The sequence below is a fragment of the Chryseobacterium sp. FG46 genome (genome assembly GCF_057809135.1).
The window spans coordinates 53,008-69,483 of sequence record NZ_JBMDJJ010000017.1 but is presented as its reverse complement, the minus strand read 5'-3'; the positions used below and the strand labels follow the sequence as shown (position 1 = coordinate 69,483).

Genomic DNA, 16,476 nt, shown 5'->3' with positions numbered 1-16,476 from the left:
AAATTCTTGAAAGGTCTTGTATATTTCTAAAAGAGAATTTATTTATTGAAGTCTACTTCATCATTAGAATGAAGGTTTTCATTGATGTTGTCCTCTTTCTTTTCTGTTGGTTTTTTAGGAGCTGGATCTGCCGGTCTTGGATTTTTGATTTCGTCAATGGTCTGAAGACTTCCGTCATCTCCATATCCTCCACTTAATCCTTTAAGGTTTGAACATCCGTCTTTCCAGTCTGAAGGTTTTACAAACTTGTCATCAGGAGTAACTCCTAAGCTCTTATCTGCCCATACTTTCTTCATGAAAATTGCCCAGATCGGTAATGCCATTTTCGCACCCTGACCTTCACCTGTTCCAAAGAAGTGAGTCGCTCTGTCTTCCCATCCAACCCATGCTCCGGTTGCCAGTTTTGGAGTAATTCCCATAAACCATCCATCGGAGTTGTTCTGAGTGGTTCCTGTTTTGGCAGCAATTTCTACCGCTTTTGAAATTCCTCTTCTGCCCAGTTCTCCGGAAGCGGTTCCGTATTGTGCAACACCTTTCATGAGTTCAATCATGGTGTAAGCATACATTGGGTTCATTACTTCTTTCGGTTCTACGTTTACTTCTTTGATCACCCTACCGTTGGCATCTTCAATTCTCCAGATCATCTCTGGTTTGTTGTAGTTTCCATAGTTGGCGAAAGTGCTGTATGCACCTAACATTTCATAAATTGTAATGTCTGATGAACCTAAAGCAATGGTATTGTTTCTTGGAATATCTTCTGTTACTCCCAGGTCTCTTGCAGTCTGGATGACAGCGTCCACTCCTGTCATTTCAATAAGTCTTGCAGCAACAGGGTTTTGTGAGTGTGCCAATGCATCTTTCAAGGTAAGCATTCCGCCTCTTCCCGGTACGTGCCATCCGTTATGATCATAAGTTCCGTTAGAAACAGCCGAACAAGGAGTCATTCCCAGTTTCATAATCGCAGTGGCGTATACGAAAGGTTTGAATGTAGATCCTACCTGTCTCTTACCTTGCTTGATGTGGTCATATTGGAAGTGCTGCCAGTCTATACCACCTACCCATGCTTTGATTTCTCCGGTTCCCGGAACCATAGACATCAAACCTGCCTGTGCAATTTGTTTGTGATATCTGATAGAATCCCAAGGAGACATTTCAACCTCTTCTTCTCCGGCCCATGTGAATCGTGAAGTTTTGATAGGTTTCTTGAACTCCATCATGATAGAATCTTCAGGCATTCCGTCAGCTTTCAGCAATTTGTAACGGCCGGTTCTTTTCATGGCCTGAACCATTACATCTTTGATTTGTTTGTCATTAAGGTAGTAGAAAGGTCTGTTCTTTCTTCCTCTCTGTTCTGCATCAAATCTCTTCTGGAGATCTGTTAAGTGTTCTTTGATTGACTCTTCAGCATATTTCTGCATTTTAGAATCAAGAGTAACATATATTTTTAAACCGTCCTTGTAAAGGTTTAGTTTTTTACCGGTTTCTTTTTCATGAGCTTCAAGATATTTGTCGATCTCTTTTCTCAGATAAAATTTGTAATAAGCAGAATATCCGTCAGTGATACTTTTGATAGGGTGGAAGTCTACTTCAATTGGAGTACTGGCTGCTTTTTCATAGGTTGCAGCATCAATATATCCGGTTTTCTGCATTTGATCCAATACGACATTCCTTCTTTCTTTGGCCTTTTCAGGATATCGGTAAGGATTGTTTTTTCTTGGATTTTCAAGCATGGCAACAAATGTTGCTGCTTCAGGTAGTGTAAGCTCAGAAGTCTTCTTGTTAAAGTAAACTCTGGAAGCCATTTCAATCCCATTAGCATTGAAAAGGAAATCGAACTTATTAAAATAAAGAGTGATAATTTCTTCTTTGGTATATCTTTTCTCAAGGCTTACCGCTACCACCCATTCTTTCAGTTTCTGGAATGCTCTCTGAACTTTATTCTGAGAAGCGTTTCCTGTGAAAAGAAGTTTGGCAAGCTGCTGGGTAATGGTAGAACCCCCGCCACGTCCACCACCATACGCTACGGCTCTGGCAACGGAATATAAATCGATTCCTGAGTGTTCTTTGAAACGCTCATCTTCTTTAGCCTGCAGCGCATAAATAAGATAAGGAGGAAGATCCTTGTAAACAATTGGCTGAGTTTTTTCTTTTTCGAATTTACCCAGAGTTACTCCATCTGAAGAAATGATCTCAGAAGCAACAAAGATATCCGGATTTTCAAGTTCTTTTACATCAGGCATTTCCCCAAGGAACCCTTGAGAAACCGAAAAGAAAAGCCCTGAAATTCCCAGAACTACTGCAATGAGTCCGATCCAAATAAACGAAACCCATTTTTTCCAGGAGGTGTCTTTCTTTTTCTTGGGAGGCAGAGGAAATGTTTTCCCCTTATTTCCTGCATTTTTTTTGTTTTCTTCCATTTATGGTTACGGTTTAGCCGTTTCTATTTTTACGCCAATATCCTCAATTCCCGGAAGGTTGTCATTTCTCATAGCCTGAGTAAGGCCGATTTCATATTTTCCTTTCCCTGGAAATTGATAATTTACTTTATACTGAAACAAAGTTTCCTTCGTATCACCAAACCCTGTACCAAGCCATTCTCCGTTCGGTTTTGCCAGTACATAATTCAAGGTGTCTGTTTCCTTTTTTTTGTTTTGGAGATTGGTGAAATTCACTATAAACCTTATATTGCTGTAAGGATAATTGTTGTTGTTTCTTACAACAAATATAATATTTTTAGGATTCTGCGGATCTGAAATTTCAAGATTAAATTTTTGTTCACTTTTCTTATTCCATTTGTTATCAACGGAATTCATCATAATATCTCCTCCTGAGGAAGAGTTACAGCTAAAGAAAAGGATAAGTGACAGTAATCCTAAGATTTTATGCATTATTATCTTTTTTTGGAGGATATTTCTTTTTGAATTTCTTCTTGTTTGGGTTGCTCTGTTGTTTTTTATCAGTGTCAGAATTATTCACAGTTTTTTCCACAGGTGCTTTTTGCTGTGGGTGCTGCTTTTGAGGTTTAGGCTGATTGGCAGACTGAGCATTTGGATTTTCTGTTTTATCAGATCTTTCCGGTCTTTCTTGTCTGTCCGGTCTGTTTCTTTTTTGTCCTTGCCCCTGTTGTCCCTGTTGGTTGTTATTCTGCTTATTCTGGTTGTTTCTGTTCCTGTTTCCTCTGTTTTTCTTCTCGAAACGATCCACATTGTTTTCCTGGATCAGATCAATAGTATGAGTAGAGGCTTCAGGCTGTTTCAAGTCTTCAAGAGGAAGTGTTTTTTCTCCTCTTTTATTTTTTGAAATCAGCTTTTTAACAAGATCAATATCGAAATCATACCATGCAATGGAACTATCCACATAAGCAAACCACATTTTCTTTTTGAAAACGTCAATTTTAATACAGAACGCTTTCCCTTTCTCTGTATCCAAAGTAGTTGAAGAAGAAGGGAAGTTGCTTAATGCATCCAGATAACTATCAAGCTCATAGTTAAGACAGCATTTAAGCTTACCACATTGTCCTGCCAGTTTCTGAGGGTTGATACTCAGCTGTTGATATCTTGCAACATTCGTGTTTACAGATCTGAAATCTGTAAGCCATGTAGAGCAGCAAAGCTCACGTCCGCAAGACCCGATTCCACCCACTTTTGCCGCTTCCTGTCTGAAACCGATTTGTTTCATATCGATCTTTGTGCGGAATGCTCCGGCATAATCTTTAATCAACTGTCTGAAATCTATCCTGTTATCAGCAGTGTAGTAGAAAGTGATTTTTGAAGAGTCACCCTGATATTCCACATCAGTAACTTTCATTTCAAGGCCTAATCTTTGTGCAATTTTTCTTGCTTCAAGCTTTACGCCATCTTCTTTTTTTCTTGCTTCCTGCCATACCTCAAGATCTTTTTGGTTGGCCTGTCTGTATATTTTGAGTGCCGATTCTTCAGAAAACTTTTTCTTTTTCATCTGAATCTTTACTAATTCTCCCGTAAGGCTTACTACGCCTACATCGTGTCCCGGACTTGATTCTACTGTAACTACACTACCAATATGTAAAGGAATATTATTTACATTTTTATAAAACGATTTTCTGTCATTTTTAAACCTAACTTCTACAAAATCACACCTGTTTGGTGCCGGATTGTTGATGTTAGAAAGCCAGTCAAAAACACTTAATTTATAACTATTCCCGCAGGTATTTACATTTTCACAGCCATTTGCGGTTTTTTTAGGGCCGCAAGAATGTGCAGAATCGCCGGATGTTTTACATCCACAACTCATATTTCTATTATTTATAATCTGCAAATTTATGTATTTTTATCTTTATGCAATTCTAAAATACTTAAATAACCCGAATTCGGAATAAAACATTTCTTTATTTTGAATAAGAATGAACGTTGGAGGCTGTATAAAAGCTGATATAGGGTAATAAAAAAGGTGTTTTTTTTCTTTAACATTTATTATCATTTCATTGTTGTAATCTTGTTTTTTGTGGCATAACAGTTTGTAATTAAACGGTTGTTTAAAATTAAACAGTAGGGTATGGGCTTCTCTTTCGTGTCCTTAAACCTTTAATAATGATAGTTTTCTTTTATTTTATTTCAATGTGTTATTTTAAACATAGTTTTCTTTGGGGATATTGTTTAAAATATTAGCAAATATTAACAGATGTATTCAAAATAATTTTATATTTGACTTATATAATAATAGTCTATGAAAAAAATATTAGTATCAACTGCTTTATTGGCGGGAGTTCTATCTTACGCAGGAGGCTTCAGAGTTTCCCTGCAGGGGGTAAAACAATTGGCCATGGCGCATACTAGTGCTCATGCCGAAGACGCGAGTGTGACATTCTTTAACCCGGCGGGTATGTCATTTATCCCTTCCAAACTGAGTGTAGTGGCAGGAGGGTTTGCTGCAAGTAACAAAGTTACTTTTCAAAACTTCAATACTTTGCAAAGTACGGAAACAGATAACCCTGTAGGAACCCCTTTCTATGCAGCGATTACTTATAGACCAATAGAGAAACTTACCGTAGGTCTTAGTGTAACAACACCTTTCGGAAGTACAATCAAATGGCCTGATAATTGGGAAGGTAAAGAAATGGTTCAGAAATTAGAACTGAAAAGTTTCTATTTCCAGCCAATGATTTCTGTGAAACTTGCTCCATGGGTGTCTTTTGGGGCTAGCTATATTTATGCAAAAGGAGTGGTAGATTGGGACAAGGCAGTAACGCAATTTGACGGAAAAGTGAATATCAATGATAAAAAAGCAAGCGGACACGGATATGGTTTCGGTTTTTATTTCAGACCTGATCCGAAATTAGATGTAAGTATTGCCTACCGTTCAGCAATAGACATGAAAGCTAAAAACGGTACAGCTACATTCCAGTTCCCTTCACAATCTGTTTATAATCAGCTAAAACTGAATGCAGCAGGACAGGATGGTTTTTCAGCTACACTTCCGTTGGTTGAAGAATATACAATCGGTTTAACTTATAAGGTGACGCCAAAATGGCAGGTTTCTGCAGACTTTAACTACCATGGATGGGAGCGATACAGTAAACTTACATTGGATTTCGAGAATGCTCCAATTGGAAACAATCCATCAGATCCGACCGTTCTTACAAATCCTAAAAACTTTAAAAACTCCAAAACATTCCGATTGGGAACTCAATACGCATTCACCAATATGATCTATGGACGTTTGGGGGCTTACTATGATGAAGCACCTTATACAACGGATAACTTTATTCCGGAAACACCTTCATATGACACTTATGTTATTACAGGAGGTATCGGTATTAAGCTGAAACAATTTGGGGTTGATATTGCGGGAGGATATGCAATGCCTCAATACAGAAATGTAAATAATGCTAATTTAGGGTTTTATGGACAGTCTAAAGCAACAGCATTTTACTTAGGTCTAGGTTTATCTTATAATCCATTTTAATTTTAGAAGACTATGAAAAAAATTATAATATCGACAATTGCAGTTTCTGCACTTCTTTTTACAGTAAGCTGTAATACGGATTTCGATACGGATGTAAAAGATATCCCGGTAACAAAAGGTGACGCAGACTTTTCAAAATATATATCTTTAGGGAATTCCCTTACTTCAGGATATCGTGATGGTGCGCTGTACAGCAGTGGTCAGAATGAATCTTATCCAAGTATGATTGCTGCACAGATGAAACTTGCAGGCGGAGGAGACTTTAAACAACCTTTGATGCCTAATGACGTAGGTGGGTTCAATAATCTTCCAGGCTTCCCGGGTAAATTGACTCTGCAGGTTGTTAACGGATCTTTAGCTCCTGTGCCAAGTGGTGCGGCAGCTGCACTGGATGTATTGTCTGGTGGAGGATCTTATAATAACATGGGGGTTCCTGGTGCGAAGTCATTCCACTTGGTAGCTCCTGGATACGGTAGTCAGGCAGGCCTTCTAACTGGTACGGCCAATCCTTATTTTGTAAGATTTGCTTCTTCTGCAACAACCAGTGTGCTTGCTGATGCTATGGCTCAGAAAGCTACGTTTTTCTCTCTTTGGATAGGAAATAATGATGTATTGTCATATGCTACCAACGGAGGAACAAACTCGCAGACTGTAGGAGGAGTTACAACATATTCGATTGCGACAGTTCAGACAGGAAATACAAATCCTACAACTTATAAATCAAATGATATCTCGGATCCTGCACTTGTTGCCGGATCTATTAAGGCGGTTTTAGACGGGCTTAAAAGTGTAGGAACAACAAAAGGAGTTATTGCCAATATCCCTTCTGTTACTTCAGTGCCTTTCTTTACTACTGTGCCTTATAACCCTTTAACACCTGCTCTTTTAGGTTCAAATTTGACAACTCTTAATACGAGTTTATATGGTCCTTTGAAACAGGCACTTACTGCTTTTGGAGCTGGGGATAGAATTAATTTACTTTCCGCTACAGGTCCGAACCCTGTTTTAATTAAAGATGTTGCACTGACGGATCTTTCTGCTCAGCTTACAGCAGCGCTTACTCCTGCTTTGGGAGCGCCAACAGCTGCTGCTTTTGGGCAAATCTTTGGTCAGGCAAGACAGGCAACGGCAGATGATTATATCTTGCTTACTACCAGCTCTGTGATTGGAAGCACTGCAGCAGGAGTTCCTGCGCCGGTAAATATTTATGGAATTTCTTATCCATTACAAAACCAGCATGTATTAACAAAAACAGAAGCCGGCTATGTGAAAACAGCAACAACGGCATATAATGCTTCTATAAAATCACTTGCTGATTCCTATGGACTTGCATTTGTAGATGCCAATACTAAGATGGTTGAACTGAATGCACAGTCAGGAATTGTATTTAATGGTGTAAAATATTCTGCGAAATTTGTTACAGGAGGAGCCTTCTCTTTAGATGGAGTTCACCTTACAGGACGTGGATATGGTATTGTTGCTAATGAATTTATTAAGTCTATCAATGCTAAATACAAGTCTACACTTCCACAGGTAGATCCGAACAAATATTCAGGAGTTAAGTTCCCTTAATAATTGATAAAATAAAAACTTAGAAACCACAGGAGTAAATCTTGTGGTTTTTTTTTAAATTTGCAAAATCTTTTAAAAAGTAAAAATGGCCGATCAGTTAAGTTATCTATTTTGTACAAGAACCAGCAGGGACTTGGCAGAGAAAATTGCCCAGAATTATGGGAAAGAATTAGGAAAAATCAACTTTCAGGAGTTCAGTGACGGGGAATTTGAGCCTGTTTTGGATGAATCTGTAAGAGGAGGAAGAGTTTTCCTGATTGGATCTACATTCCCTCCTGCAGACAATCTTTTGGAACTTCTTCTAATGATTGATGCAGCAAAAAGAGCTTCTGCAAAGAGCATTACCGTAGTAATTCCTTACTTCGGACTTGCCAGACAGGACAGAAAAGACAAACCAAGAGCGCCGATCGGTGCTAAATTAGTTGCCAACCTTCTTACAGCTGCAGGAGCAACAAGAATTATGACGATGGATCTTCACGCAGATCAGATTCAAGGGTTCTTCGAAATTCCGGTAGATCACCTGTATGCTTCCAGTATCTTCGTAGATTATATAAGATCTTTAAACCTTGATAATCTTACCATTGCTTCTCCGGATATGGGAGGTGCAAAAAGAGCTAAAAACTATGCTGGTCACCTGGGTGCAGAAGTAGTAATTGCTTATAAGGAAAGAAAAAAGGCAAACGTTGTAGAAGAAATGTTCCTTATCGGGGATGTGACAGGTAAGAATGTAATTCTTATTGATGACATGATTGATACTGCGGGTACGCTTTGTAAAGCAGCTGATATTTTAATTGAAAAAGGAGCAAAAACAGTAAGAGCTATGGCAACTCACGGAGTGCTTTCAGGAAAGGCTTACGAGAATATTGAGAACTCAAAACTCTTGGAAGTTATTGTAACTGACTCAATTCCTGTTAAAAATAATTTGTCATCTAAAATAAAAGTGCTATCTTGCGCCCCATTATTTGCTGACGTTATGACGATGGTTCATGAGCACAAATCAATTAGTAGTAAATTTGTTATTTAATTGATTTTAAGAGGATTGCAAATTAAAATCAGAACAATTTTTTAAATTTTTTATAAATGAAATCTATTACAATTCAAGGTACAAAAAGAGAAAGCGTGGGCAAAAAGTCTACAAAAGCTTTACGTGATGCTGAATTAGTTCCTTGTGTTGTTTATGGAGGTGAAGCACCTTTGAACTTCTCTGCTGAAGAGAGAGCTTTCAAAGGATTAGTATACACTCCTGAAGCACACACGGTATCTATTGAGGTTGACGGAAAAACAATTCCAGCTGTTCTTCAGGATATTCAGTTTCACCCAATTACTGACAAAATTCTTCACATCGACTTCTATCAGTTATCTGACGATAAGCCAGTGATCATGGAAGTTCCTGTAAGAATTACCGGACGTTCTAAAGGTGTTGTTGCTGGTGGTGTTTTACGTCAGTCTTTCAGAAAACTAAAAGTAAAAGCTATTCCTGCTAACCTACCTGACGAAATCGTTGTAGATGTTACTCCATTAAGAATTGGTAACAAACTTTACATCGGTGGTATCAAAACAGAAGGATATTCTTTCGTACACCCGGACAATGCAGTAGTAGTTGCTGTTAAGATGTCTAGAAATGCAATGAAAGGAGGTGCAGCTGCAATGGATGATGATGATGAGGATGAAGTTGCAACTGAAGAAGGTGCAGCTCCTGAAGCAGCAGCAGAAACTGCAGCAGAATAAGAATTGCTTATTTAAACAATATAAGGACCCGTCAGTTATGGCGGGTTTTTTATTTGATAACGAGTAAGCAGGATACCTGAACAATCTGGTAGGCTGCTTTCAATTTTGTCTTTTTGCCCTTTAGTAATTTCATCTTTTGTTTTATTGGCTTTCTTCACCTTGCCCTATTGAATATTTCTATCAACAGATAACGATCAGTACCCAACCCCATGCTTCCTTTCGGAAAAAAAGCCGTAAATTTGAAGAGTTCTAAATAAGGACGTTTTAATTTAAAAAATAAATAAATGTTTGACATTCAGGAAATAAGAAGCCAGTTTTCTATATTGGACAGAGAAGTGAACGGTAAGCCCCTGGTTTACCTGGATAATGCCGCTACATCCCAAAAACCAAATTCAGTTTTGGAAGTCTGTCACGCATATTATACAGAACTTAATGCCAACGTTCACAGAGGAATTCATACGCTGAGCCAGCTGGCAACAGAAGAAATGGAGCTTTCAAGAAGAAAGATTCAAAAATTCATCAATGCTGAGCATGACTTTGAAGTGATTTTTACAAAAGGAACAACAGAAGGATTAAACCTTATCGCTTATATTTTAACCCAGAAATTGCAGAAAGATGATGAAATCATTATTTCATATCTGGAGCACCATTCTAACATTGTTCCCTGGCAGATGCTTTGTGAAAGGACAGGAGCAAAACTTCGTGTGATTCCGATTGATGAAAACGGAATTCTTCAGATGGATTATTTTGATCAGTTTTTAAGTGAAAAAACGAAGGTTGTTTCTGTAAATCAGGTTTCCAATGCGCTGGGTATTGTGAATCCTATTGAAGAGATTATTGCCAAGACAAGAAAAAATACGGATGCCTATGTTGTGATAGACGGAGCTCAGTCTGCGCCGCATTTCAATATTGATGTTCAGAAGATGGATTGCGACTTCTTTGTATTTTCAGGTCATAAAATGTATGCTCCTATGGGAACAGGTATTTTATATGGAAAACGTGAAATATTAGAAGCTTTACCGCCATTTCATGGAGGAGGAGAGATGATTGCAACCTGTTCTTTTGAAGGAACTACCTATGCGGGTCTTCCCTTTAAATATGAAGCAGGAACACCGAATGTAGGTGGAAATATTGCTTTAGGTGCTGCTGTTGATTTTATGAACAGAGTTGGCCATACCCATATTCAGAACCATGAAAATGCATTATTAGAGTATGCTCAAAGACAGCTTTTGGAAATAGAGGGTATTAAAATCTATGGTGAAAAAGCAAAGAGAACAGGTGTTGTTTCCTTTAATCTGGAAGGAGTGGGGATTGCCTCTGATGTAGGGATGATCCTTGATAAAATGGGAATTGCTGTAAGAACAGGACACCACTGTACACAACCTATTATGAACTTCTTTAATATTGCAGGAACGGTAAGAGCAAGTTTCGCTGTTTATAACACTTTCGAAGAAATTGATGCTTTGGTAGAAGGCGTTAAGAAAGCGCAGAGAATGTTGAGCTGATCAATACTATACTTATTATATATACATAAAAAGCAGCTGTTGAGCTGCTTTTCTTATTAATCTATGGGAATGCAATAGCAGTGGCCATCAATATAACCTGATAATATCCGATCGCACATTCAAGGTAGATTTCTCCTCCTGCTACGGCGGTTTTCATTTTTTCTTTGTTTAGTTTTTTCATGATTATGATTTAAAGTATTAGTAATCAAATATAAATAGTTAACAGTTTGCAGGAGAAATAATTATACTAAAAAGCCCTGTTAATGGATAACAAGGCTTTTATATTTTCTTAAGAGAATAATCTTATACATTCGGTTTCCAGTCAACTACCGCTCTGATGAATGCTTCAGCATTTTCAACAGGTACATTCGGTAGAATTCCGTGACCTAAGTTGGCAATATATCTGTCTTTTCCAAAACGGTTAATCATTTCATTCACCATCTTCTTGATTGTTTCAGGGGTTGAATGAAGTCTTGCAGGATCAAAATTCCCCTGCAGTGTCATCGTATGGTTCGTTAAAGTTCTTGCGAATTCCGGCTTAATAGTCCAGTCTACCCCAAGAGCAGAAGCTTTAGACATGGTCATATCTTCCAGTGCAAACCAGCATCCTTTTCCAAATACCACAACATGCGTAAGCGGGCTTAATGCCTCAACAATCTGATTGATGTACTGCCATGAGAATTCCTGATAATCCGTAGGAGAAAGCATCCCACCCCAGGAATCAAAAATCTGTACTGCAGAAACTCCTTTTTCTACTTTTCTTTTTAAATAAGCGATTGTAGTATCTGTAATCTTTTGTAATAATAAATGAGCGGCTTCAGGCTGCTGGAAACAGAAAGATTTTGCAATATCAAAAGCTTTACTTCCTTTTCCTTCCACACAGTAGCAAAGGATAGTCCATGGAGAACCCGCAAAACCGATCAATGGAATATCATTGTCCAGCTTCTGAAGCGTAAGTTCAATAGCATCAAAAACGTAACCTAAAGTATCATTCACATCCGGAGTTTCAATATTCTGAACCTGCTCCATCGTTCTGATTGGAGTATCCAGCCATGGACCAACAGATTCTTTCATTTTGAAATCAATTCCCATTGCCTGCGGAACTACCAGAATATCAGAAAACAGAATCGCGGCATCCAAAGGAAATCTTCGGATAGGCTGCAGAGTGATCTCTGCGGCAAGTTCAGGAGTCTGACATCTTGTAAAGAAATCATATTGATCTCTTAAAGCAATGAATTCCGGCAGATATCTTCCAGCCTGCCTCATCATCCAGACAGGAGGTCTTTCAACGGTTTCTCCGCGAAGTGCTTTTAAATATAGGTCGTTTTTTATCATAATCTATTGTAACTAATATTACCGGCAATATTTCGGTAACAGATATTCTAAATTCTACTTCCGATTTCTTTTCTGATCAATGCAAAGATGGATGTCAGGGTATTTTCTTCAGAAGTAAAAATTTCTTTCTGCGTATAATTTCTCAGCTCACCGGAAGTGGTTTCTCCAATGGAAAAAAGCTTCATGCCTTCCAGAGAATTTCGCCTTGCAAAACTACGAACTCCGCTCGGACTAAAAAATACTGCAGCATGATATTTTTCAGTTATTACAGGATTGATTTCCTCTGTATTATAAATTGTAACTTTTTTGTACTTAATGTTTTGTAACGGAAGGTCTTTATCCAGAACGTTAATGGCAAGATTGCCGCAGAAATGAAGGAACTGCTCGTGCTGGCATTTTCCGATAATGAATCTGGAAAGTGTTTCAGCATTTTTAAGTACCTTAAATGTCCCAAAGCCATGCTTCCTTAGTTCTCTTTTGGTCTTTTCCCCTACACAATAGATCTTGTTGTAGTTTTTGGCTGTAAAACTCTCATTGGGTTTGAATCTGTTTTTAAAAAAAGAAGCAACTCCATTCACACTGGTGAAAATAAGAGAGTAATTCTTCAGTTCAAAAGGACTGATCATGATGGGTTTGGTCTTAATCACCTCAACACAGTCAACCAAAATATCCTCTCCTAATTCTTTGGATATAAGTGTCTGGTCTATATTTTTGGTAAATAAGATTTTCATGTCTGTAAAATTAAGAAGATGAAAAAGTGCGGCTAAAGGAATTTACATCTGAAATATCAGATCTGGCTTTTGATTTCTGCCATTAATTCTTTCCCTCCGTTTTCAAGAACAACTTGTGCGAACTTTTCTCCAAAATTCTCGGTTGGAGTATATACAAAGTTTTCATCCACAGCAATGCAGTTTTTCCCGTCCAGAGAGCAAAGTGCTGCTTTGAAGCGGATCTGGTCGCCGATGATTTCTGCAAATGCGCCGATAGGTGCAGTACAGCCTCCTTCTAAAGTGCTCAGGAAGTTTCTTTCAATTTCCACACAGATCTGAGTCTGTTTATGATTGATCTGGTGTACAATTTCGTTGATCTCCGGTTTGTCGGTATGTCCGGCTACAGAGATTACGCCTTGTGATGGAGCAGAGATCATTAATGGAAGCATTTCGTAATCAATTTCCATTTTCATTCTTTTGATTCCCGCCAAAGATAAAATGGTGGCATCAAAATCTCCGTCTTCCAGTTTTTGAAGCCTTGTCTGAATATTTCCACGGATATCCGAAAAATCAGTAGCCGGATAATTTCTCAGCCAGAAAGCTCTTCTTCTCAAGCTGCTGGTAGCCAGTTTAAGCTCGTGGAATTCTTTATTCCTTGCAGATTCTTTTCTGATCAGAATATCCTGTGGATAATCTCTTTCCAGATAAGCGATCATCTCAATATTTTGAGGCAATTGAGTAGGAACGTCTTTTAAAGAATGTACGGCAATATCAATTTCGTCATTCAGTAAGGCAATATCAAGGTCTCTTGTGAAAACCCCGGTAATTCCTAAAGAATAAAGCGGCTGATTGAGGTTCTTATCGCCAGAAGAAACGATAGGAACAATTTCCGTTAAATAATTGTTGTTCTGAAGGTGCCTCGCAACCTCTCTAGCCTGCCAAAGTGCAAGTGCGGAATTTCTTGTTCCGATTCTAATGCTTTTCATTGAATTCGTTGTTTGGTTGTTCAACTAATATTTCGTGCATTAATTTACTAATTTCTTCGGCTTTTAAAGGGTTATCGATGATATATTTTGCAAAACGGTTGGTGATTTTCTGGATCATTTTGTCAGAAAGTTCCATGTCCGTGATGTTTATGTATTTATTCTTTTTATAAAAATTATGCATTTCATTGCGTTCCATGTTTTTTAGAACTGCTTTGAAATGATGAATATTGGGTGCCAGCTTTCTCTTTTTCTCCCATTCAATAAAGTCTTTCATCAGTTCCTTAATGATTTTTTCAGCTTTAGGGATTTCTTTTTCGCGCTGTTGAATCGTTTCCTGAATCTGTTTTGAAAGCTCATCTACGTCAATCAGAGTTACGTTTTTATTTTCAGTAACATTCTTTTCAACATTATGCGGAATAGAAAGATCAATGATCAGCGTTTCTTTTCCGTTCGGGAAATGAGACTGGTTAACAATAGGATGTTTGGCCCCTGTTGCCACAATAAGAATATCTGTATTTTTTAATTCCTGGTCAAAATCAGAATAATCAACATGAGGAATATTATATTTCTGGGAAATCTTTTCCGCTTTCTCCTGAGTTCTGTTGGCGATTTTAATTTTCGGCTGATAGACATGTTTTACCAGATTTTCAACAGTATTCTGTCCAATTTCACCTACTCCCAAAAGAAGAATGTTTTTTTCAGTGATTCTCTTCTGGTTGTTTAGAATATAATGAACCGCGGCATAAGAAACAGAAGCTGCACCATTGGAGATACCGGTTTCATTTTTTATTCTTTTCGAAATCTGAATAGCCGAATTGATGGCTCTTTCCAGATAAGGATTAGAATTTTGTCTTTCTTTTTTGAAACGGCTGTATGCTTTTTTAATCTGTCCGATAATTTCAAAATCCCCGATAATCTGACTTTCAAGACCGGCCGCTACTCTGAAAAGATGAATCAAAGCTTCCTCTTTGGTAAGAATATTAGCGAATTGAAGAAAGTCTGTTAGTTGTACTCCAATTGTTTTGCAATACTCTTCTGCTACTAAGAGGTAATTGGGAGAAGTGGTATAGATTTCCGTTCTGTTACAGGTGGAAACAACAAATGCGTCGCCCAGATCTTCCTGATGAACTCTGGAAACAAAGTTTTTGATGTTCTCATCAAAGAATGCAAACTTTCCTCTCGTTTCTACATCGGCTTTTTCGTAGCTTATTGAAAGCACGGCAAAATTTGACGTTCGATGAATGTTGGAATACTGTAACATAGGTAGTGGCAAATTTACGATTTTTTTAATTAACCTCTCTCAGATAGTGTATATGATAATTATCGTAAAAAACTATAAAAGGAAGAAAAAGATCTTTATGACGGCAAGGCAAAACTTTAAAATGATAAAATTGCTTATTTTGATCATAATTGTTAATATTTTTTATTTTATCCGATCTTGTTTGTGCGGATTTCTAGCCTTTTTACCCTTCCGTTATTTCGCTTTTTACCCCTTTTAATATCCCATTAATTTTAGTTGAAATCAAACTCTGTAAATGTCTAAATTGAAAGTTAATAAAGAATTATAAATTTTAATAAAATTTTAACCAAATTAAGTTGTTGGGAAATTTCTTTAGTAGTCTTAAATTTATATCTTTGTATTCTTAAAATCAGAAGAAAAATATGAGTTTATTTGATATGTTTACGCAAGAAATTGCGATAGACCTGGGAACGGCTAATACCCTTATTATCCATAATAATAAAATTGTTATAGATCAACCGTCAATTGTTGCAATTGAACGTTCTACGGGTAAACCCATTGCTGTAGGGGAACAGGCTAAGCATATGCAAGGTAAAACTCACGAGGATATCAAAACCATCCGTCCTTTGAAAGATGGGGTTATTGCTGATTTTCACGCTTCTGAACACATGATTAAGGAATTCATCAAGAAAATTCCCGGAATCAAAGGTAAATTCATTCAACCAGCATTACGAATTGTAATCTGTATCCCTTCTGGTATTACTGAAGTTGAAAAAAGAGCAGTAAGAGACTCTGCTCAGAAAGTAAATGCAAAAGAAGTAAGATTAATCTACGAACCAATGGCAGCTGCAATTGGGGTAGGGATTGATGTACAAAAGCCTGAAGGAAATATGATCATTGATATAGGTGGTGGAACTACGGAAATTGCTGTTGTAGCTTTAGGAGGTATCGTTTGTGATAAATCTGTGAAGATTGCAGGAGACGTATTTACCAATGATATTGCTTATTACTTAAGAACTCACCATAACCTTTATATCGGAGAAAGAACCGCAGAAAGAATCAAAATTGAAGTAGGTTCTGCAGTAGAAGATCTTGATGTAGATATTGAAGATATCCCGGTACAGGGTAGAGACCTTATTACTGGTAAGCCTAAAGAAATTATGGTTGGATACAAAGAGATTGCAAGAGCATTAGACAAATCAATCATCAGAATTGAAGATGCTGTAATGGAAACATTATCTCTTACACCACCGGAACTTGCCGCGGATATCTACAAAACAGGTATTTATCTTGCTGGAGGCGGGGCATTATTGAGAGGTCTTGCGGACAGAATTCACAAAAAGACAGGCCTTCCTGTATTTGTTGCTGAAGATCCGTTGAGAGCTGTAGTTCGCGGAACAGGTATTGCCCTTAAGAATATGGATAAGTTCAATTTCTTAATTAAATAATTTTAACTT

At 37.7% G+C, this 16,476-nt stretch carries 14 protein-coding genes; 6 read left to right on the top strand and 8 right to left on the bottom strand.

Annotation, left to right across the window (positions count from 1 at the left end; all coding sequences use genetic code 11):
* Positions 1–38 precede the first annotated feature (38 nt).
* The 3 genes from ACODR7_RS13905 to ACODR7_RS13895 are packed head-to-tail and all read right to left on the bottom strand — an operon-like array spanning position 39 to position 4,272.
* A complete protein-coding gene (locus ACODR7_RS13905; protein WP_488839897.1) occupies positions 39–2,417 on the bottom strand; it encodes a transglycosylase domain-containing protein in 2,379 nt (792 codons plus the stop codon).
* 6 nt (positions 2,418–2,423) lie between these two features.
* Entirely contained in the window at positions 2,424–2,888 is a 465-nt protein-coding gene (locus ACODR7_RS13900; RefSeq protein ID WP_488839895.1) for a gliding motility lipoprotein GldH, read from the bottom strand.
* Positions 2,881–4,272 (bottom strand): PSP1 domain-containing protein, encoded by a 1,392-nt coding sequence (locus ACODR7_RS13895; protein ID WP_488839936.1) that lies wholly within the window; start codon positions 4,270–4,272, stop codon positions 2,881–2,883. Before ACODR7_RS13895 ends, ACODR7_RS13900 begins: the two co-directional genes overlap by 8 nt.
* 432 nt (positions 4,273–4,704) lie before the next feature.
* Between ACODR7_RS13895 and ACODR7_RS13890 the strand changes: the two genes are divergently transcribed.
* From ACODR7_RS13890 to ACODR7_RS13870, 5 genes are all read left to right on the top strand, one after another.
* Entirely contained in the window at positions 4,705–5,943 is a 1,239-nt protein-coding gene (locus ACODR7_RS13890; RefSeq protein ID WP_076596459.1) for an OmpP1/FadL family transporter, read from the top strand.
* A gap of 12 nt (positions 5,944–5,955) precedes the next feature.
* Complete coding sequence (locus tag ACODR7_RS13885; protein ID WP_488839894.1) at positions 5,956–7,515, top strand: G-D-S-L family lipolytic protein; 1,560 nt, start codon at positions 5,956–5,958, stop codon at positions 7,513–7,515.
* Between the two features lie 85 nt (positions 7,516–7,600).
* Positions 7,601–8,539 (top strand): ribose-phosphate pyrophosphokinase, encoded by a 939-nt coding sequence (locus ACODR7_RS13880; protein ID WP_076596457.1) that lies wholly within the window; start codon positions 7,601–7,603, stop codon positions 8,537–8,539.
* Between the two features lie 56 nt (positions 8,540–8,595).
* On the top strand, positions 8,596–9,243 hold the full coding sequence (locus ACODR7_RS13875; RefSeq protein ID WP_488839893.1) for a 50S ribosomal protein L25/general stress protein Ctc: 648 nt from the start codon (positions 8,596–8,598) through the stop codon (positions 9,241–9,243).
* Positions 9,244–9,527: 284 nt separating this feature from the next.
* Positions 9,528–10,748 (top strand): aminotransferase class V-fold PLP-dependent enzyme, encoded by a 1,221-nt coding sequence (locus ACODR7_RS13870; protein WP_488839891.1) that lies wholly within the window; start codon positions 9,528–9,530, stop codon positions 10,746–10,748.
* A 61-nt stretch (positions 10,749–10,809) separates the two neighbouring features.
* On the opposite strand, the gene ACODR7_RS13865 is transcribed toward ACODR7_RS13870, so the two are convergent.
* From ACODR7_RS13865 to hemA, 5 genes are all read right to left on the bottom strand, one after another.
* Complete coding sequence (locus ACODR7_RS13865; protein WP_488839889.1) at positions 10,810–10,929, bottom strand: GNAT family acetyltransferase; 120 nt, start codon at positions 10,927–10,929, stop codon at positions 10,810–10,812.
* Between the two features lie 122 nt (positions 10,930–11,051).
* The gene (gene hemE, locus ACODR7_RS13860; protein ID WP_488839887.1) at positions 11,052–12,083 is read right to left on the bottom strand and encodes a uroporphyrinogen decarboxylase; all 1,032 of its coding nucleotides are present in this window, start codon (positions 12,081–12,083) and stop codon (positions 11,052–11,054) included.
* A 47-nt stretch (positions 12,084–12,130) separates the two neighbouring features.
* Positions 12,131–12,814, bottom strand: a complete 684-nt coding sequence (locus ACODR7_RS13855; RefSeq protein ID WP_488839885.1) for a uroporphyrinogen-III synthase — start codon at positions 12,812–12,814, stop codon at positions 12,131–12,133.
* A 56-nt stretch (positions 12,815–12,870) separates the two neighbouring features.
* A complete protein-coding gene (hemC, locus tag ACODR7_RS13850) occupies positions 12,871–13,779 on the bottom strand; it encodes a hydroxymethylbilane synthase (RefSeq protein WP_488839883.1) in 909 nt (302 codons plus the stop codon).
* On the bottom strand, positions 13,766–15,040 hold the full coding sequence (gene hemA, locus ACODR7_RS13845; RefSeq protein ID WP_488839881.1) for a glutamyl-tRNA reductase: 1,275 nt from the start codon (positions 15,038–15,040) through the stop codon (positions 13,766–13,768). The genes hemC and hemA overlap by 14 nt, the downstream gene beginning before the upstream one ends.
* A gap of 401 nt (positions 15,041–15,441) precedes the next feature.
* On the opposite strand from hemA, the gene ACODR7_RS13840 reads away from it, so the two are divergent.
* Positions 15,442–16,467, top strand: a complete 1,026-nt coding sequence (locus ACODR7_RS13840) for a rod shape-determining protein (RefSeq protein WP_045491741.1) — start codon at positions 15,442–15,444, stop codon at positions 16,465–16,467.
* The last annotated feature ends 9 nt before the right edge of the window (positions 16,468–16,476 follow it).